The organism is Enterobacter mori (assembly GCF_025244905.1).
GTDB classification, from domain to species: domain Bacteria; phylum Pseudomonadota; class Gammaproteobacteria; order Enterobacterales; family Enterobacteriaceae; genus Enterobacter; species Enterobacter mori_A.
The window spans coordinates 4,462,167-4,480,737 of the sequence record NZ_CP104285.1 but is presented as its reverse complement, the minus strand read 5'-3'; the positions used below and the strand labels follow the sequence as shown (position 1 = coordinate 4,480,737).

Annotated in this window: 18 protein-coding genes; 12 read left to right on the top strand and 6 right to left on the bottom strand. The window is 57.6% G+C overall.

Going from position 1 to position 18,571, the window contains the following annotated elements; all coding sequences use genetic code 11:
* Window positions 1-216: 216 nt before the first annotated feature.
* Window positions 217-552: a universal stress protein UspB gene (gene uspB / locus N2K86_RS21260; RefSeq protein ID WP_003861224.1), complete on the top strand. Its 336-nt coding sequence runs from the start codon at window positions 217-219 to the stop codon at window positions 550-552.
* A 54-nt stretch (window positions 553-606) separates the two neighbouring features.
* On the opposite strand, the gene pitA is transcribed toward uspB, so the two are convergent.
* On the bottom strand, window positions 607-2,106 hold the full coding sequence (pitA, locus tag N2K86_RS21255) for an inorganic phosphate transporter PitA (RefSeq protein ID WP_042717227.1): 1,500 nt from the start codon (window positions 2,104-2,106) through the stop codon (window positions 607-609).
* Window positions 2,107-2,334: 228 nt separating this feature from the next.
* Here pitA and N2K86_RS21250 point away from each other — a divergent pair, with 228 nt between their 5' ends.
* Together N2K86_RS21250 and N2K86_RS21245 are read left to right on the top strand one after the other, a co-directional pair.
* Window positions 2,335-3,534 carry an NAD(P)/FAD-dependent oxidoreductase gene (locus N2K86_RS21250; protein WP_260659873.1) on the top strand — a complete coding sequence of 400 codons (1,200 nt, stop codon included), beginning with the start codon at window positions 2,335-2,337 and terminating at the stop codon, window positions 3,532-3,534.
* Between the two features lie 103 nt (window positions 3,535-3,637).
* Window positions 3,638-4,663 carry a TerC/Alx family metal homeostasis membrane protein gene (locus N2K86_RS21245; RefSeq protein WP_260659872.1) on the top strand — a complete coding sequence of 342 codons (1,026 nt, stop codon included), beginning with the start codon at window positions 3,638-3,640 and terminating at the stop codon, window positions 4,661-4,663.
* A 60-nt stretch (window positions 4,664-4,723) separates the two neighbouring features.
* On the opposite strand, the gene N2K86_RS21240 is transcribed toward N2K86_RS21245, so the two are convergent.
* The 3 genes from N2K86_RS21240 to N2K86_RS21230 all read right to left on the bottom strand — a co-directional run bounded on the left by N2K86_RS21240 (window position 4,724) and on the right by N2K86_RS21230 (window position 7,201).
* Entirely contained in the window at window positions 4,724-5,386 is a 663-nt protein-coding gene (locus N2K86_RS21240; RefSeq protein ID WP_089598690.1) for an HAD family hydrolase, read from the bottom strand.
* A gap of 106 nt (window positions 5,387-5,492) precedes the next feature.
* Window positions 5,493-6,287 carry an SDR family NAD(P)-dependent oxidoreductase gene (locus N2K86_RS21235; protein WP_260659871.1) on the bottom strand — a complete coding sequence of 265 codons (795 nt, stop codon included), beginning with the start codon at window positions 6,285-6,287 and terminating at the stop codon, window positions 5,493-5,495.
* 32 nt (window positions 6,288-6,319) lie between these two features.
* Window positions 6,320-7,201, bottom strand: a complete 882-nt coding sequence (locus tag N2K86_RS21230; RefSeq protein WP_260659870.1) for a LysR family transcriptional regulator — start codon at window positions 7,199-7,201, stop codon at window positions 6,320-6,322.
* A 99-nt stretch (window positions 7,202-7,300) separates the two neighbouring features.
* Between N2K86_RS21230 and N2K86_RS21225 the strand changes: the two genes are divergently transcribed.
* The 8 genes from N2K86_RS21225 (at window position 7,301) to arnF (ending at window position 15,503) form a co-directional block, all read left to right on the top strand.
* Window positions 7,301-7,807 (top strand): phenolic acid decarboxylase, encoded by a 507-nt coding sequence (locus tag N2K86_RS21225; RefSeq protein WP_042717241.1) that lies wholly within the window; start codon window positions 7,301-7,303, stop codon window positions 7,805-7,807.
* Window positions 7,808-8,130: 323 nt separating this feature from the next.
* Complete coding sequence (gene arnB, locus N2K86_RS21220; RefSeq protein ID WP_260659869.1) at window positions 8,131-9,270, top strand: UDP-4-amino-4-deoxy-L-arabinose aminotransferase; 1,140 nt, start codon at window positions 8,131-8,133, stop codon at window positions 9,268-9,270.
* 1 nt (window position 9,271) lies between these two features.
* Window positions 9,272-10,255 (top strand): undecaprenyl-phosphate 4-deoxy-4-formamido-L-arabinose transferase, encoded by a 984-nt coding sequence (gene arnC / locus N2K86_RS21215; RefSeq protein WP_260661741.1) that lies wholly within the window; start codon window positions 9,272-9,274, stop codon window positions 10,253-10,255.
* Window positions 10,252-12,234, top strand: a complete 1,983-nt coding sequence (gene arnA / locus N2K86_RS21210) for a bifunctional UDP-4-amino-4-deoxy-L-arabinose formyltransferase/UDP-glucuronic acid oxidase ArnA (RefSeq protein ID WP_260659868.1) — start codon at window positions 10,252-10,254, stop codon at window positions 12,232-12,234. Before arnC ends, arnA begins: the two co-directional genes overlap by 4 nt.
* Window positions 12,231-13,133: a 4-deoxy-4-formamido-L-arabinose-phosphoundecaprenol deformylase gene (gene arnD / locus N2K86_RS21205; RefSeq protein ID WP_260659867.1), complete on the top strand. Its 903-nt coding sequence runs from the start codon at window positions 12,231-12,233 to the stop codon at window positions 13,131-13,133. The genes arnA and arnD overlap by 4 nt, the downstream gene beginning before the upstream one ends.
* The gene (arnT, locus tag N2K86_RS21200; protein WP_260659866.1) at window positions 13,130-14,785 is read left to right on the top strand and encodes a lipid IV(A) 4-amino-4-deoxy-L-arabinosyltransferase; all 1,656 of its coding nucleotides are present in this window, start codon (window positions 13,130-13,132) and stop codon (window positions 14,783-14,785) included. The genes arnD and arnT overlap by 4 nt, the downstream gene beginning before the upstream one ends.
* Window positions 14,782-15,108 carry a 4-amino-4-deoxy-L-arabinose-phosphoundecaprenol flippase subunit ArnE gene (gene arnE, locus N2K86_RS21195; RefSeq protein WP_260659865.1) on the top strand — a complete coding sequence of 109 codons (327 nt, stop codon included), beginning with the start codon at window positions 14,782-14,784 and terminating at the stop codon, window positions 15,106-15,108. The genes arnT and arnE overlap by 4 nt, the downstream gene beginning before the upstream one ends.
* Entirely contained in the window at window positions 15,105-15,503 is a 399-nt protein-coding gene (gene arnF / locus N2K86_RS21190) for a 4-amino-4-deoxy-L-arabinose-phosphoundecaprenol flippase subunit ArnF (protein WP_260659864.1), read from the top strand. The genes arnE and arnF overlap by 4 nt, the downstream gene beginning before the upstream one ends.
* On the opposite strand, the gene acpT is transcribed toward arnF, so the two are convergent.
* Window positions 15,436-16,056 (bottom strand): 4'-phosphopantetheinyl transferase AcpT, encoded by a 621-nt coding sequence (gene acpT / locus N2K86_RS21185; protein WP_260659863.1) that lies wholly within the window; start codon window positions 16,054-16,056, stop codon window positions 15,436-15,438. The genes arnF and acpT overlap by 68 nt on opposite strands.
* 104 nt (window positions 16,057-16,160) lie before the next feature.
* Window positions 16,161-17,210: an AI-2E family transporter gene (locus N2K86_RS21180; RefSeq protein ID WP_260659862.1), complete on the bottom strand. Its 1,050-nt coding sequence runs from the start codon at window positions 17,208-17,210 to the stop codon at window positions 16,161-16,163.
* A gap of 142 nt (window positions 17,211-17,352) precedes the next feature.
* On the opposite strand from N2K86_RS21180, the gene N2K86_RS21175 reads away from it, so the two are divergent.
* Window positions 17,353-18,570 (top strand): MFS transporter, encoded by a 1,218-nt coding sequence (locus N2K86_RS21175; protein WP_260659861.1) that lies wholly within the window; start codon window positions 17,353-17,355, stop codon window positions 18,568-18,570.
* Window position 18,571: the final 1 nt, after the last annotated feature.

Below are 18,571 nucleotides of genomic sequence, written 5' to 3'. Positions count from 1 at the left end.
GCCCAGTTAAACATATTTTTCAAGCTTTGGTGTTGATAACGATTAACCTTGTGGCAAAAAAATTAACGGATCTCCTACACTATTTAATGAACCGTTCGGATATGAAAACGCGAACCGGATCGACTTTTGGTCATTCTTTCACTGAACTGTCTGTCAGGGCATTGGAGTGCGGTTGCTCAGAAGCCTTGCTTCGTGGGCGGACGCCGGGGAGGATGTATGATTAGCACCGTCGCATTGTTTTGGGCGTTATGCGTAGTTTGCATAGTGAATATGGCGCGCTACTTCTCATCGTTACGTGCGCTGTTAGTGGTACTTCGTGGTTGCGATCCGTTGCTTTATCAGTATGTGGACGGTGGAGGGTTCTTCACCTCGCATGGACAGCCCAGCAAACAGATGCGTCTGGTGGGATACATCTACTACCAGCGTTACCGCGATCACCACGATGAAGAGTTTATCCGTCGTTGCGAGCGTCTGCGTCGTCAGTTCATTTTGACCAGCGCCCTGTGCGGGCTGGTCGTGGTCAGTATGATTGCATTGATGATTTGGCACTGAGCATAAAAAAAGCGGGTCAGTTTCCTGGCCCGCTTTTTTATCGCCTTCAACCGATTAAATCAGCTTCAGCGAAATCCAGTACAAACCGCCAGACAGCAGGATGGATGCCGGGAGTGTAAACACCCAGGCCATCAGAATGTTGGTCACGGTTTTGCGCTGCAGACCGCCGCCGTCAACAATCATGGTACCTGCCACGGACGAAGAGAGTACGTGGGTGGTGGAGACTGGCATACCGGTGTAGCTCGCCAGACCGATAGAAACCGCCGCCGTCATCTGCGCAGACATACCCTGCGCATAGGTCATGCCTTTCTTACCGATCTTCTCGCCGATGGTGGTCGCCACACGACGCCAGCCAATCATTGTACCGATACCCAGTGCCAGCGCGACGGCCATGATGATCCAGATTGGCGCGTACTCAATGGTATTGAGCATATCGCTTTTCAGTTTCTTCAGCAGACGTTTGTCGTCAGCATTCACTTCTGGCAGCTTCGCGACTTTATCCGTCACGTCAGAGATGCAGAGCATAATGCGACGCAGCTGACCACGCTGTTCAACAGCCAGTTTGTCATAGCTTTCGATGTCGCCCAGCATGCCTTTGGCACGTTCCAGCGCGTTAATCGCGTTTGCCGGATGGCAGTGGAACTCGCCCGGCGCGGTGGTGGCACCCGCTTCAGGAGACGGAATCAACTGGTCAACGCCGGTCGCTTTCTTCAGCAGCGCAGGATGCTGCTGGAAGTAAACTTCGACGTTGTTAATCGCATCACGGGTACGGGTGATTTCGTAACCGGAGGCGTTCATGTTGACCACGAAACCCGCCGGTGCGACGCCAATCAGTACCAGCATCACCAGGCCAATCCCTTTCTGACCATCGTTCGCGCCGTGAGAGAACGCCACGCCGATAGCGGAAATGATCAGGGCAATACGCGTCCAGAATGGCGGCTTTTTCTTGCCGTCTTTCTTCTCACGCTCTGCTGGCGTCAGGTGGATACGCGCACGTTTTTTCGTGTTGCTCCAGTAGCGACGCAGGATGAAAATTAATCCACCCGCAACCACCAGACCCACGATAGGTGAGATGATCAAAGAGCCGAAAATCCCCAACACTTTCGGGATGTTCAGCGCATCAACAACGGACGTCCCGGTCATCAGGGCATTGGTTAACCCGATACCGATAATCGCGCCGATGAGAGTGTGAGAACTGGATGCAGGCAGGCCGAAATACCAGGTACCGAGGTTCCAGATAATGGCAGCAAGCAGCATTGAGAACACCATAGCAAGGCCATGGCCAGAACTAACGTTGAGAAGCAGATCCGTTGGCAGCATATGCACGATCGCATACGCAACGCTCAGTCCGCCCAGGAGGACACCGAAAAAGTTAAATACCGCCGCCATAACAACCGCAAGCTGCGATCGCATTGCGCGAGTGTAGATAACCGTTGCTACTGCGTTTGCAGTGTCGTGGAAGCCGTTGATCGCTTCGTAAAACAGTACAAAAACCAGAGCAAGCAATAATAAAAGCCCGGTATGTAAATCCAGGCCGGCAAACAAATGTAGCATAGGACGTTACGCCATTTTGAGGACATGAACGCGGCGCATTATCCAGGACAAATGCACGGCGGGCAAAGTGAAATATAGACTTTTTTTGACATACCACCTGATTTGAGAAAAGCGCCCGAAAGGATAATCTTTAAATATCAATGAAATGGCTTTGTAATATCTTTTTGCGCTGGTGTGACCACAGAGGAAACTTTACAATCCGCGGCAGTTAACGAAGAGGATTTTGACGTGGAAAGGTTTGATGCCGTGGTAATTGGCGCCGGTGCGGCGGGTATGTTTTGTGCGGCGATGGCCGGACAGGCGGGTCGTCGCGTACTGCTGCTGGATAACGGCAAAAAGCCTGGCCGCAAGATCCTGATGTCCGGCGGCGGGCGCTGCAACTTCACCAATCTTTATGTCGAACCCGCGGCCTATTTGAGCCAGAATCGCCATTTTTGTAAATCCGCGCTGGCGCGTTATACCCAGTGGGATTTTATCGATCTGGTCGGCAAGCACGGCATTGCGTGGCATGAGAAGACGCTGGGCCAGCTGTTCTGCGACGACTCCGCGCAGCAGATTGTCGATATGCTGGTGGCCGAGTGCGAGAAGGGTGGCGTGACGATGCGCCTGCGCACGGAAGTGCTGGAGGTCGCCCGCAACGAGCAGGGTTACACGCTACAGCTGAACGGTGAAACCGTCAGCGCAGACAGCCTGGTGATCGCCAGCGGCGGCCTGTCGATGCCGGGGCTGGGTGCTTCCCCGTTCGGCTATAAGATTGCCGAACAGTTTGGCCTGAAAGTCTTGCCTACGCGCGCCGGGCTGGTGCCGTTCACGCTGCATAAACCGCTTCTCGAACAGCTTCAGACGCTGTCTGGCGTGTCCGTCCCCTCGGTCATTACCGCCGAAGACGGCACCGTGTTCCGTGAAAATCTGCTCTTTACCCATCGCGGTCTCTCCGGCCCGGCGGTACTGCAAATCTCCAGCTACTGGCAGCCGGGAGAGTTTGTCACGGTTAATCTGCTCCCGGACAGCGATCTGGATGCCTTCCTCAACGAGCAGCGTACCGCGCACCCGAATCAAAGCCTGAAAAATACCCTGGCAATGCAGCTGCCAAAACGTCTGGTGGAATGTTTGCAGGTGCTGGGGCAGATCCCGGATGTGTCGCTCAAGCAGCTTAATAGCCGGGAGCAGGAGCTGCTGGTTGAGACGCTGACAGCCTGGCGCGTTCAGCCAAACGGCACGGAGGGTTACCGCACCGCAGAAGTGACGCTGGGTGGGGTCGATACGAATGAACTCTCTTCCCGCACCATGGAAGCGCGTAACGTGCCGGGGCTCTATTTTATTGGCGAAGTGATGGACGTCACCGGCTGGCTCGGCGGATACAACTTCCAGTGGGCGTGGGCAAGTGCCTGGGCATGTGCGCAGGCGCTGGCTGAAAAGAACGGTTAATATTGATTTTTTAGAGTGCCGCTCTTTTAAAGGCACTCTTTTTCTCTACTGGCTCCGGCCAGTCTGCATGGTGCTGTGTTTTGCCTCTATAAAAGGGTTGTGTATGTCTGCTGCTCATCTCGGTTTCCCGACGGAAACCGTTGTTGTCTTTGTCGTAATGGCCGTTGGGGCGATGTTTATCGACCTCTTTATGCACCGTCACGATAAACCTGTCTCGCTGAAAAGCGCGGCGATGTGGTCCGTTTTCTGGTTCTCGATGGCGATGGCGTTTGCCGGGTTCTTGTATATCCACCACGGTGCCGAAATGGCGAGCCTGTTCCTTACCGGTTACGCGCTGGAGGAAGTTCTCTCCATTGATAACCTGTTCGTGATGATGGCGATCTTCGCCTGGTTCGGCGTGCCGGATAAATACCGTCACCGTGTGCTCTACTGGGGCGTGCTGGGGGCGATTGTTTTCCGCGGCATCTTTGTGGCTATCGGCACCAGCCTGTTAAGCCTGGGACCGTACGTTGAGGTCGTTTTCGCACTGGTCGTCGGCTGGACGGCGGTGATGATGCTCAGGCGCAATGAAGAGAGCGATGAAGTTGAAGATTACTCCGATCATCTGGCTTATCGTCTGGTAAAACGCTTTTACCCGGTCTGGCCGAAAATCAGCAGCCACGCGTTTATCCTGACGCAAAAAGAGGTGGACGCTGAGCTGGAGAAGCCAGAAAACCAGGACGTCATGGTTGGCCGCGTGAAGAAAGCGAAGCGCTACGCGACGCCGTTACTGCTCTGTGTGGCGGTGGTGGAACTCTCGGACGTGATGTTCGCCTTTGACTCCGTACCGGCCATTATCGCGGTGAGCCGCGAACCGCTGATTATCTACAGCGCCATGATGTTCGCTATCCTCGGCCTGCGTACCCTTTACTTCGTGCTGGAAGCGCTGAAGCAGTATCTGGTGCACCTCGAGAAGGCTGTGGTGCTGCTGCTGTTCTTTGTGGCGTTCAAGCTGGGTCTGAATGCCACCGATCACTTCTGGCATCACGGTTACAGCATTGGCGCGACGGCCAGTCTGTTTGTGGTATTGGGCGTGCTGGCGCTGGGGATTATTGCGAGCGTGATGTTCCCTGGGAAACGTACTGCCTGATACACCGTTTTTCTCCCTCTCCCTGTGGGAGAGGGTCGGGGTGAGGGCACCAGACCGCACCTAACCCTTAATCGGTGAATTCCGACGCTTGCGCGGATGATGGAAGTGACGCCAGTGTGGATCCTGCGCTGCCGCCAGCAGTTCGTGGTCACCACGGGTATCACCCCAGGCGCGCAGGTGGTAGGTATTGAGATCGCCGTAGACCTTTTCCAGCCTCGCCACTTTCTGTGCACAGCGGCAGTTATTGCCGGTGATACGTCCGGTCAGCTTCCCGTTTTTCACTTCCAGCTGCGTACCAATCAGCTTAATGCCGAGCTTATCCGCCCACGGCTGAAGCACCAGTGCCGGGGAGGCGGAGCAGATAGTCACTTCCGCACCGGAATTCACCTCAGCCGCAACGGCTAAAACCCCTTCAGGGCGCATCAGCTTGTTCCAGTATTTTTCACAAAAGGCTTCCGCCTGCTGACGTAACCAGTGTTCGTCCACCCCTGTCAGGAACGTTTTGATCAACACCTCTTTCAGCTCATCACGCGTTAGCTTGCGGCGGACGCAGTGGAGCGTCGGTAACGCCATCCGCACCAGCCGTCCCGCAAAGTAACGCTTGCCAAAGGCAAAGCGCAGGAAAGGGATAAAGCTGTCGTGATGCGTCAATGTTCCATCAAAGTCAAAGACAGAGAGCACGTGGGATTTGGCCACGGCGTCGTCGGCAATCATATTGGTCATAAATACGTCTTAGCTGAAATACACATTCTGCTCACTAGTTTACCTGCTTTACCTTCATAGTCCTCATAGCAGGCCTCATTTTTTCTCGAACTTGTGGCCTGACGTGTTAAACGATGTCATCCACCACGCCACCATCGACACGCAGTGCTGCGCCGGAAGTGGCGGAGGCCTGCGTCGAACAGACATACACCACCATATTCGCCACTTCTTCCACCGTCGCGGCGCGCTGAATCACCGAACTGGGGCGATTAGCCATCACAAACTCTTTCGCCAGTTGCTCCAGCGATTTCCCGGTTTTCTCGATCTCGTCTTTCATCATCTCGGCAAAACCGTCAGACATCGTCGGTCCTGGCAGGACGCTGTTAACCGTGACGCCGCTTCCGGCCACAAATTTCGCCAGCCCGCGCGCCAGCGAGAGCTGCGCCGTTTTGGTCACCCCATAGTGGATCATATCCACCGGAATATTGCAGGCCGATTCGGACGATATAAACACCACGCGCCCCCAGCCTTTCTGTACCATGCCGGGCAGCAGGGCGCGGGAGAGGCGCACGCCGGACATCACGTTGGTCTGCCAGTAACGCTCCCAGGTGTCATCGTCGGTGGAGTAGAAATCCTGCGGGCCGTAAATCCCCGCGTTGTTGACCAGAATGTCGACGTTCGTGGCCACGTTCAGCAGCGCGTCCACCCCTTCCGGTGTACTGAGATCGGCAATGGCCGCCCGCACCTGCACGCCGGGCACGACCTGCTGGAGTTGCTGAATACCCTTGTTCACCGAGTCCATGCTGCGGCCATTCACAATCACTTCCGCACCACTTTCAGCCAGCCCTCGGGCGATAGCGAACCCAATCCCGCCGGTTGAGGCGGTCACCAGCGCCACTTTCCCCGTAAAATCGATTTTCATGCTCCGCTCCTTGTGGTTTTAACGTTCAGACCTTAAAGCGTAGCAGGTGAGGATGACGGCTCCTGTTTAAAAAGGTGCAGCAGGGTGTCCACCTGCTCGTCCAGCGGGCTGAGCGAACGTTTAACGATGAGGTGCAGCGGCGTCGCGCGGCGTACGCCGTGGCTGAGCGGCAGCGCTTTCAGAACGCCTTGTTCCAGCTGCGTTTGAATACGCTCTTCCGGCAGCCAGCCGTATCCAACCTGGTTCATCACCGCTTCGATAGCGGCATCAATGGTGGAAAATGTCCAGGATCCGCCAGCAGGACGGGCAGCCGGCTGGCTGTCCGCAATTTGGATCAGCGGCCACGGGCGCAGCAGTTCATCGTTCAGCGGTGCATCAAGTGCAAACAGAGGGTGCGCGTGATGGGCAACGGCGACAAAGTCGATATTCATCAGCCATTCGCCCAGTCCGGTAATGTCCTGGCGGCGGGTGAGGATCATCACGTCGGCTTCATCATTCAGCGCATCGTCGCGGCTGTTTTCCAGCACTTCGGTAAGCCGCACCTGCGTTTGCGGATAGCGCTGCTGGAACTGCCGCAAAATGGCGAACAGGCGGCGACGCGGGAAAATACTGTCGACCATGAGGTCGAGGCGGGTCCGCATGCCGCTTTGTAGCGTCGCGGCGCGCGTCTCGACGTATGAGAACGCCTTCAGCAGCGGTTTAACCTGATTCAGTAACAATTCCCCTGCGGGGGTGAGCACGGCCCGTCTTCCCTCCGCCATCAGCAGCGCCACGCCCAGGCGCTCCTGCAGCAGCGACAGGTTATAGCTGACCGAAGACTGGCTGCGGTGGGTCTCTTCCGCTGCTTTCGCAAAGCTGCCCGCCTCCACCACTCTCTCCAGCAAAGCCCATTGTTCGAGCGTCGTCTTGTGCATAATCAATCTAAAATTTGGATGAATTTGATTCAAACATAGCGTTATTCATTCGTTTTTTGAAGGAATAAGATCGTCTCATCAAAACAAAGGAGACATCTTATGAACACTTTCGACAAACATGATTTAAGCGGCTTCGTCGGCAAACATCTGGTTTATACCTACGATAATGGCTGGAACTATGAAATTTATGTCAAAAATGAAAACACCCTCGACTACCGTATTCACAGCGGCCTGGTTGGCAACCGCTGGGTGAAAGATCAGCAGGCGTATATCGTCCGCGTTGGGGAGAGCATCTATAAAATCTCCTGGACCGAGCCAACCGGCACCGACGTGAGCCTGATTGTGAACCTGGGCGACAGCCTGTTCCACGGCACGATCTTCTTCCCGCGCTGGGTGATGAACAATCCGGAAAAAACCGTCTGCTTCCAGAACGATCACATTCCGCTGATGAATAGCTATCGCGATGCGGGCCCGGCATATCCAACCGAAGTGATTGATGAATTTGCCACTATTACTTTTGTTCGCGACTGCGGTGCCAACAATGAGAGCGTTATTGCGTGTGCAGCCAGTGAACTTCCAAAAAACTTTCCTGATAATTTAAAATAAGCGCGACAATTAACTAAAAAGAAAAGTTCCCGGTTCATTTCATATTTATTCGAAATGGCCGGGAATTTTTTGTTTGTTGATGTTTGGTTTAGATAAAAAGCGCGTTAGCGGTGAACGTAATCAAAAAATAAATAATTCATAATTTAATAAGTCTTTGTTTATTAATTAATTTTAGTCGTTTGGTTATTCCTCTTTTTCGCTATCTTAATTTTTCCCTAAGAAATGAACGTTACCTTGAGATGAGTTTATGGTTCGTTGAAATAAACGCGTCGGCATTTGGTTAATATCAAATAGTTGCCTTACACATCTCAAGGAAATGAATAATGCGTGATTTTTTGCCTTTTTCCCGTCCTTCAATGGGCGCTGAGGAAATTGCCGCAGTGCAGGCGGTATTAACCTCCGGCTGGATCACCACCGGGCCGAAAAATCAGGCGCTGGAAGACGCGTTTTGTACGCTTACGGGAAACCGCCATGCGATTGCCGTCTCCTCCGCCACGGCGGGGATGCACGTCACCCTGATGGCGATGGATATCGGTCCCGGCGATGAGGTGATTACCCCCTCCCTGACCTGGGTGTCGACGCTGAACATGATCGTGCTGCTGGGCGCCACGCCGGTGATGATCGACGTCGACAAAGAGACGCTGATGGTGACGCCTGAATTGGTCGAGGCCGCCGTTACGCCCCGCACGAAAGCCATTGTGCCGGTGCATTATGCGGGCGCGCCGTGCGATATCGACGCCATTCGCGCCGTCGCTGAACGCCACGGTATTCCCGTCATTGAAGATGCCGCGCATGCCGCCGGAACCTACTACAACAACCGTCACGTGGGCTGGCAGGGCACGGCCATCTTCTCCTTTCACGCCATCAAAAACATGACCTGCGCCGAAGGTGGCCTGGTGGTGACGGATGACGCACAGCTGGCACAGAAAATCCGCAGCCTGAAGTTCCACGGTCTGGGAGTAGATGCGTATGACCGCCAGACCCACGGCCGCGCGCCGCAGGCGGAGGTCATCACCCCTGGCTTCAAATACAACCTTGCGGATATCAACGCCGCGCTGGCGCTGGTGCAGCTGGGCAAGCTGGGCGAGGCGAACAAGCGCCGTCGCGACATTGCCGACCGCTACCGACTCGAACTCGTGGATACCCCTTTCAAGCCGCTGGGCATCCCGGCCTGGCCGCATCTGCACGCCTGGCACCTGTTTATTATTCGCGTGGATGAGGCCCGGTGCGGCATCTCGCGCGATGCCCTGATGGCCGCGCTGAAAGAGCAGGGCATCGGGACGGGTCTGCATTTCCGCGCGGCCCACACGCAAAAATATTACCGCGAGCGTTTTCCGGAGGTGTCGCTGCCGAACACTGAATGGAACAGCGCGCGCATTTGTTCTCTCCCTCTTTTCCCGGACATGACCCATGACGACACAACCCGCGTCATTACCGCGCTCCATCAGCTTGCAGGACATTGATATGTTCAGCGCGCCGCCCGTTCAAAAAGTCTCCGTGGTGATCCCGGTCTACAACGAACAGGAGAGCCTGCCGGAGCTGATCCGGCGCACAACCGCTGCCTGCGAGACGCTCGGTAAGGCATATGAAATTCTGCTGGTGGATGACGGCAGTAGCGATGACTCCGCAATGATGCTGACCGACGCCGCACAGGCGGAGGGGAGCCACATTGTTGCCGTGCTGCTCAACCGTAACTACGGCCAGCACTCGGCAATCATGGCCGGGTTCAGCCATGTGACGGGCGACTTAGTGATTACGCTGGATGCTGACCTGCAAAACCCCCCGGAGGAGATCCCGCGTCTGGTTGCCAAAGCCGATGAAGGCTACGACGTGGTCGGCACCGTGCGGCAAAACCGTCAGGACACCCTCTTTCGCAAGCTGGCGTCACGCACCATTAACCGGCTGATCCAGCGCACCACCGGTAAAGCGATGGGCGATTACGGCTGCATGCTGCGCGCCTATCGCCGCCACATCATCGACGCCATGCTGCACTGTCACGAGCGCAGTACCTTCATTCCGATTCTGGCGAACACCTTTGCCCGTAAAGCGACGGAGATCCCGGTGCTGCACGCCGAGCGCGAGCACGGGGAGTCAAAGTACAGCTTTATGCGTCTGATCAACCTGATGTACGACCTCATCACCTGCCTGACCACCACGCCGCTGCGCCTGCTGAGCGTTTTCGGCAGCGTTATCGCGCTGGCCGGGTTTGCGCTTTCCGTTCTGCTGGTCGTGCTGCGGCTGGCCCTTGGCCCGCAGTGGGCGGCGGAAGGGGTCTTTATGCTGTTTGCCGTGCTGTTCATGTTCATCGGCGCCCAGTTCATTGGTATGGGCCTGCTCGGTGAATACATCGGCCGTATTTACAACGATGTTCGCGCGCGTCCGCGCTACTTTATTCAACGGGTTGTCCGTCAGGAACACACCGCATCTCAAGAGGAAAAACACCCATGAAAGCTGTCGTCTTCGCCTATCACGATATGGGGTGCTCGGGCACGCAAGCCTTGCTGGACGCGGGCTTCGACATTACTGCCATCTTCACGCATCCGGACGTGGCTGGAGAAAACCATTTCTTTGGCTCGGTGGCGCGTATTGCGGCTGAACACGGTATCCCGGTGTACGCCCCGGACGACGTGAACCACCCGCTGTGGGTGGATCGCATTCAGAAACTCGCGCCGGATGTGATTTTCTCGTTCTATTACCGCAACCTGCTCAGCGACGCGATCCTGAGCGTGGCAGACAAAGGGGCGTTCAACCTGCACGGCTCCCTCCTGCCAGCCTACCGTGGCCGTGCCCCGCTGAACTGGGCGCTGGTTAACGGTGAAACGGAAACCGGCGTAACGCTGCACAAAATGGTGCGACGTGCCGATGCGGGCGGTATCGTGGCGCAGCAGAAAGTGAGCATTGACGCCGATGAGACGGCGCTGGAGCTGCACCGCAAGCTCTGCACCGCCGCGCAAAGCCTGCTGCGCGACGCGCTGCCGACGATCCTTCAGGGAACCTTTACCGAAACCGCGCAGGATGAAAGCAAGGCCAGCTGCTTCGGTCGCCGCACGCCGGAAGATGGCCGTCTGGACTGGAACAAACCGGCGCGTCAGCTGCACAACCTGGTGCGCGCCGTGACCGACCCGTGGCCGGGGGCGTACAGCTTTGCGGGCGTGAGTAAATTCATCGTCTGGAAATCCCGCGTGCGTGACGACATCCCTGCCGCCAAACCGGGCACCGTCGTTTCGGTCTCCCCGCTGATTGTGAGCTGCGGCGAGCAGGCGCTGGAGATCGTCACCGGACAAACCGACAGCGGCCTGTACGTTCAGGGAGCGCAGCTGGCGCAGTCTCTGGGGCTGGTGGCGGGGGCGCTGATCACCAGCGCGCCGGTGGTGGCGCTCAAACGGCGCACGCGCGTGCTGATCCTCGGGGTGAACGGGTTTATCGGTAACCACCTCACCGAGCGCCTGCTGAAAGACGACGGCTACGAGATCTACGGTCTGGACATTGGATCCGATGCGATCGGTCGTTTCCTCGGTAATCCGCGCTTCCACTTCGTCGAAGGGGATATCAGCATCCACTCGGAGTGGATCGAATACCACATCAAGAAATGCGACGTGGTGCTGCCGCTGGTGGCGATTGCCACACCGATTGAGTACACCCGTAACCCGCTGCGCGTGTTCGAGCTGGATTTCGAAGAGAACCTGAAGATTATCCGCGACTGCGTCAAATACGATAAGCGCATCATCTTCCCGTCCACCTCTGAGGTGTACGGCATGTGTACCGATAAGAACTTCGACGAGGACACCTCCAGCCTGGTGGTCGGGCCGATCAACAAACAGCGCTGGATCTATTCCGTCTCCAAGCAGCTGCTGGACCGCGTGATTTGGGCCTACGGCGAGAAAGAGGGGCTACGCTTTACACTGTTCCGTCCGTTTAACTGGATGGGGCCGCGTCTGGATAACCTGAACGCCGCGCGTATCGGCAGCTCCCGCGCCATCACCCAGCTGATCCTGAACCTGGTGGAAGGGTCGCCTATTAAGCTTATCGAAGGCGGCAAACAGAAACGCTGCTTCACCGATATTAGCGACGGCATCGAAGCGCTGTTCCGCATCATCGAAAACAAAGACGGCCGCTGCAACGGGGAGATCATCAATATCGGCAATCCGGACAACGAAGCGAGCATCCGCGAGCTGGCTGAAATGCTGCTGGCAAGCTTTGAACGCCATCCGCTGCGCAGCCAGTTCCCGCCGTTTGCCGGGTTCCGCGAAGTGGAGAGCAGCAGCTACTACGGCAAAGGCTATCAGGACGTTGAGCACCGCAAGCCGAGCATCCGCAACGCGAAGCGCTGCCTGAACTGGACGCCAACCGTGAAGATGGAGCAGACCATTGATGAAACGCTCGACTTCTTTCTGCGCACCGTGGAGCTGTCGGAACAGGCATCATGAAAAAAGTCGGTTTACGCATTGATGTCGACACCTTTCGCGGCACCCGCGACGGCGTCCCGCGGCTGCTGGAACTGCTGAGCAAGCACGGCGTGCGTGCCAGCATTTTCTTCAGCGTCGGGCCAGACAACATGGGGCGTCATCTGTGGCGCCTGGTTAAACCGGCCTTTCTGCTCAAAATGCTGCGCTCGCGCGCGGCATCCCTCTACGGCTGGGATATTTTGCTGGCGGGGACCGCCTGGCCCGGCAGGCGCATCGGGGCGGGGAATGAAGCGATCGTCTGTGAGGCGGCGCATCAGCACGAAGTGGGGCTTCACGCCTGGGATCATCATGCCTGGCAGGTCTGGGCGGGCATCTGGGATATTCCGCGCCTGGAACAAGACGTTGAGCGCGGCGTGCAGGAACTGGAGGCGATTACCGGCCAGCCCGTGCGCTGTTCCGCCGCGGCGGGATGGCGTGCCGACCAGCGCGTGGTGAAAGCCAAGGAGACCTTCGCCTTTCGCTATAACAGCGATTGTCGCGGTACCGCCCCGTTTTTACCGCTGTTAGGGAACGGTCGCACCGGTACGGTTCAAATTCCGGTTACGCTTCCGACCTGGGATGAAGTGGTCGGGCGCGACGTCAGTGCCGCAGGGTTTAACCGCTACATACTGGACTGCATGCATCGCGATGAGGGTACGCCGGTCTACACTATTCACGCCGAGGTAGAAGGGATCGCGTATCAGCATGATTTTGATGCGCTGTTGACGATGGCTGCCGCCGAGGGCATTCACTTTTGCCCGCTCAGCGACATGCTGCCAGACGATCTCAGCACCTTGCCCGTCGGCAAAATTGTGCGCAATGAAATGGCCGGTCGGGAAGGCTGGCTTGGCTATCAACAAACCGTGAGCCCGGTATCATGAAAGCAGCCCGTTATGGCTTAGCGCTTCTCGCACTGTTTATTGTTTACTACGTTATCCCGGTCGATCTCCGCCTGTTGTGGCAGCCGGACGAGACGCGCTACGCGGAAATCAGCCGTGAAATGCTCGCCTCGGGCGACTGGATTGTGCCGCATTTTCTCGGCCTGCGTTACTTTGAAAAGCCGATTGCCGGTTACTGGGTTAACAGCATCGGGCAACTGCTGTTTGGACACTCCAACTTTGCCGTGCGCGCCGGGGCGATCTTCTCCACCGGGTTGACGGCGCTGCTGGTCATCTGGCTCGCCTGGCGCCTCTGGCAGGATAAGCGGGTGGCGATTTTCTCCGGCCTTATCTTCTTAACGCTGTTCCTGGTTTATGGCATCGGCACCTACGCCGTGCTGGATCCGATTATCGCCCTGTGGCTGGCGGTGGCGATGTGCAGCTTCTGGCTGGCCGCACAATCGAAAACCGTGGCCGGAAAAGCGGGGGGCTACGTTCTGCTGGGGCTGGCCTGCGGCATGGGCGTCATGACCAAAGGCTTCCTGGCGCTGGCGGTCCCGGTGATAGGCGTGCTGCCGTGGGTGATTGCGCAGAAACGCTGGAAAGAGGTGCTTGTTTTCGGCTGGCTGGCGATCCTGAGCTGCGTGCTTATCGTCCTGCCCTGGGGGATGGCGATCGCCCAGCGCGAACCGGATTTCTGGCGTTACTTCTTCTGGGTGGAGCATATTCAGCGTTTCGCCCAGAGCGATGCCCAGCATAAAGCGCCGTTCTGGTACTACCTGCCGTTTCTCGTCGCGGGGAGTCTGCCATGGCTGGCGCTGCTGCCGGGTGCACTGCGCCTCGGCTGGCGTGAGAGGAAAAATGAGGGGGCGGGGCTCTATCTGCTGGGCTGGGTGGTGATGCCGCTGCTGTTCTTTAGCATCGCCAAAGGCAAGCTGCCCACCTATATCCTGCCGTGCTTCGCGCCGCTGGCTATCCTGATGGCGCGCTACGCCTGCACGATGGCGGAAAAAGGGGCCCGCGTGCTGCGCGTCAACGGCGGCATCAACCTCGCGTTTGGCGTTATCGGCGTGGTGGCGGCGCTGGTGGTGTCGCCGTGGGGACTCGCTAAACATCCGGTCTGGACACCGGTTGAACTGTACAAAGTCTTCTGTGCCGTGGTCGCTTTTCTTATCTGGGCCGCGGTGGGCTGGTTTACGCTGAAGCAGAGCGCGCAGCGCTGGTGGCTCGCGGCACTCTGTCCTGCCGGTCTTGCGCTGCTCATTGGTTTTGCCATCCCTAACCTGGTGGTGGATTCCAAACAGCCGCAGTCGCTGGTGGATACCGTGCGCATGCCGCTGGAGGAGAGCCGGTTTGTGCTGGCAAACAACGTTGGCGTGGCGTCGGGGCTGGCGTGGGAACTGAATCGTCATGACATCATTCTTTTTGGCCAGACCGGGGAGCTGAAATATGGCCTCGGTTACCCGGATGTGAAAGGACGGTTTGTGAGCAATGGCGACATCGCACAATGGCTTGAAGCGCATCGTCAACAGGGGCCGGTATCACTGGTGATCCTGCTTTCAAAAAACGATGACATAGCCCGCGCCGGGCTGCCAAAACCGGACAACCTGACGATTCAGGGGCGTCTGGCCTACCTGCAATATCTGCCGCAATGATGGCCTGGATCTGGCTGGTACTGGCAAGTCTGCTGAGCTGCGCAGGGCAGCTGTGTCAGAAACAGGCAACCCGGGCGAAGGGCGCTCAGCGGGCTGTCCTGTGGCTTGGGCTGGCCTTGTTGACGCTTGGCTGCGGGATGCTTGCCTGGCTGGTGGTGTTGCAGCATCTGCCCGTCGGCGTGGCTTACCCTATGCTGAGCCTGAACGTTGTCTGGGTCACGCTGGCGGCGAAAGTCGTCTGGCATGAGTCTGTCCCGTCACGCCACTGGCTGGGCGTCGGGTTGATTATCGTCGGGATTATCCTGCTGGGAGGAAGCCTGTGAAGGGGGCATATTGGGCGTTATGCAGCGTGGTGTTGGTCAGCGTGGCGCAGCTGGTGTTGCGCCACGCCATGGTGACGCTGCCGCCGGTGAGTGACGCCTTTTTTGCTGCACTCTGGCACACCGCGCCCGGGACGGGAACCTTGATGCTGGGTCTCACTGGCTATGTCGCCTCGATGGGCTGCTGGTTTCTGGCCCTGCAGCGCATGGCGCTCAGTAGAGCCTATGCCCTGCTGAGCCTCAGCTACATTCTGGTGTGGGGTGCCGCCGTTTTGCTGCCCGGCTGGGGAGAACACTTTTCCTGGCGCGGGCTGGCGGGCGTTGGCTTGATTATTCTCGGCGTGCTGGTAATTTTCCCGCCAGCCCGTCGTCAGCCGGATGGATCAAATCTGCCGTAAGCGTGAAGGGCGTAGTGGTGCAAACAGCCAGGCTCAGAGAGCCGATCTGGCAGTCACTGACGAAGTGGAGCGCAGTGGCGGTGCTGTCGATGCTGACAATTTGCCAGGAATAGGCGCCGCGCTGCTTCACGATGGCGCCTTTTCGGGTCCAGAGACGCCAGAAAGCGGCAAGCTGCTGCCCTGGGGGAGCCGTTTCCAGCTCCGCGTGTTCGGCATTGCTGAACACGGCATTGGCCAGCGTACGCCAGTTATCTTGCGGACGGATCTGCTCTATAGAACAGCCTACATCGCCTTCATCGCTGATAATCAATGCAATATCATCTTCACAGTAGCTCACGCTGAACCACAGCGGATAGTCTCCGGCGAAGCCGGGTTTACCCTCATTGCTATGGATAATCTCGGGCAGCGGCAGTGGCGCAAACAGACGGGCCAGAATGCCGTGCTCAGCCAGCCAGCGAGTGCGCCGCGCGTCATCAGGCGCGTGGCGAGAGAGGGCTTCTGCCCAACGATCGGTGCTCAGCGAGGAGATCTTTCCCAGTAAAACCTGGTACATGTAACGTCTGGCCTTCAGTCAAAACAGAGAGAGAGCGACAAAGTTTCGCAGCGAAACCATTACTATAATCCATTGCCCCCGTTAATAGCTAACCGTGCAAGGGATTAGCCCGGCAACCGGCTTTTTGGTCGACCTGGACCCAGCAGAATGGCGAGTTTACTGCCGCCTTTGGTGGTCTCCATCCAAATTTTACAGACGCTGGTGAGCGGCACCGACAGCAACATCCCGACGGGACCCAGCAGCCAGCCCCAAATCAGCAACGATAAAAACACCACCAGCGTCGACATGCCCAGGCGGTGGCCCATCATGCGCGGCTCGAGAATATTCCCCAGCACCATATGCACGACAAGGAAAAGCGCCCCGACCAGCATGCATTCGTAAAACCCGTTAAACAGGAAGGCCTGGACCATGGGCGGCACGGCGGAGAGCACCGCGCCAATGTTGGGCACGTAGTTTAACAGAAACGCCAGCACGCCCCACATCAGCGCAAACTGCACGCCCATTAACATCAGCCCCAGCCAGACAATGATCCCGGTCCACAGGCTTAATAACGTTTTCAGCGCCAGATATTTGGTGACGCCCTTTAATGCGCGGTGCAAACCGGCAATGTGAATTTGCGGATTGTTCAGTGCAAAGCGCAGTTTGTAGGGCACGTGGCGAACTTCGAACAGCATAAACACCACCGTCATCACCAGCAGCAGAATGCTGGCCATCGCACCGGAAAGACCGGTCATCAGCGTGGTGGCGTAGGTCATCACCTTCTCTGAATCCATCCGGCGCAGCATCCGTTCTGGCGAAATATGCAGGTTGATAAACGGCATCATCTCCTGCAAATCAACCAGCTTGCGGGTCAGTGCTTTGTTGTATTGCGGCAGCATGGTCGAGAATTCACTCAGGGAGGCTGCCAGCACGCCAAACAGCGCCGTGAGAACGATCAGCATGACGATGACGACGATAGTAATCGCCACCGGACGGCTGACGCCGCGGCGTAAAAACCAGGTCACCAGCGGGTTGAGCACAATGGCAAAAAAGAGCGCCAGCAACAGCTGAACGATGATATCAGCCGCAGCGTGGATACCTGCCAGGATCACGACCAGACAGGCGAGTTTTAACAAAATGTGAAGTCCTGCTTTATCGGGCGGGCTGGCTGTCATACGAATTCCTTTTTCGGGGGGCTTGTTTATTGTAGTGCGCCGGATCCCCTTCGTCTGGGGTGTTACTCTGAAAGTCACTGCTGATTTTCATCTCTCTTCATGGTAATAGTGAAACACTGTTGCAAAAATCCAGGTTAAACCCATGCCCGAACCTTCCGCCGAACCGGCACTGAGCGGAGTGCGCCTCAATCTGCGCATTGTTTCTGTTGTGATTTTTAACTTCGCCAGCTATCTGACGATTGGCCTGCCGCTGGCGATCCTGCCGGGCTACGTTCACGACGTAATGGGCTTTAGCGCCTTCTGGGCCGGGCTGGTCATTAGCCTGCAATACTTCGCGACGCTGATAAGCCGTCCGCACGCGGGACGCTACGCCGATCTGTTTGGGCCGAAGAGCATTGTCGTCGTGGGGCTGTGTGGCTGCTTTCTGAGCGGGCTGGGTTACTTTCTGGCGGCCACCGCCAGCCAGTGGCCGCTGGTCAGTCTGGTGCTGCTGTGCCTGGGCCGCGTGATTCTGGGGATCGGGCAAAGCCTGGCGGGTACCGGGTCAACGCTCTGGGGCGTGGGCGTCGTCGGCGCATCGCACATCGGACGGGTGATCTCCTGGAACGGGATTGTCACCTACGGCGCCATGGCGATTGGCGCGCCGCTTGGCGTGGTGTGCTACGCCTGGGGCGGGCTGTACGGCCTGTCCCTCACCATTATGGCGGTCGCGCTGCTGGCGATCCTGCTGGCGCTGCCGCGCCCGAAAGTGAAAGCCAGCAAGGGCAAGCCGCTGCCGTTTCGCGCGGTGCTGGGGCGCGTCTGGCCCTACGGCATGGCGCTGGCGCTGGCCACCACTGGCTTTGGTGTGATCGCCACCTTCATCACCCTGTTTTACGACGCCAAAGGCTGGGACGGCGCGGCCTTTGCCTTAACCCTGTTTAGCTGTGCGTTTGTCGGCGCGCGTCTGCTCTTCCCGAACGGCATTAACCGTCTGGGCGGGCTGAATGTAGCGATGATCTGCTTTGCGGTCGAAATCGTCGGGCTGTTGCTGACCGGGATCGCCGCTGCGCCGTGGATGGCGAAAATCGGCGTCTTTCTCGCGGGGGCGGGCTTCTCACTGGTCTTCCCGGCGCTGGGCGTGGTGGCGGTGAAAGCCGTGCCGCAGCAAAATCAGGGGGCCGCGCTCGCCACCTATACGGTGTTTATGGATATGTCGCTGGGGATCACCGGGCCGCTGGCAGGGCTGGTGATGGCCTGGGCTGGCGTGCCGGTTATCTATCTGGCGGCGGCAGGACTGGTGGTGCTGGCGCTGATGCTGACGTGGCGGCTAAAAAAATGGCCCCCGGAGCACGCACCGGAGGCCACGTCATCCTCGTGAA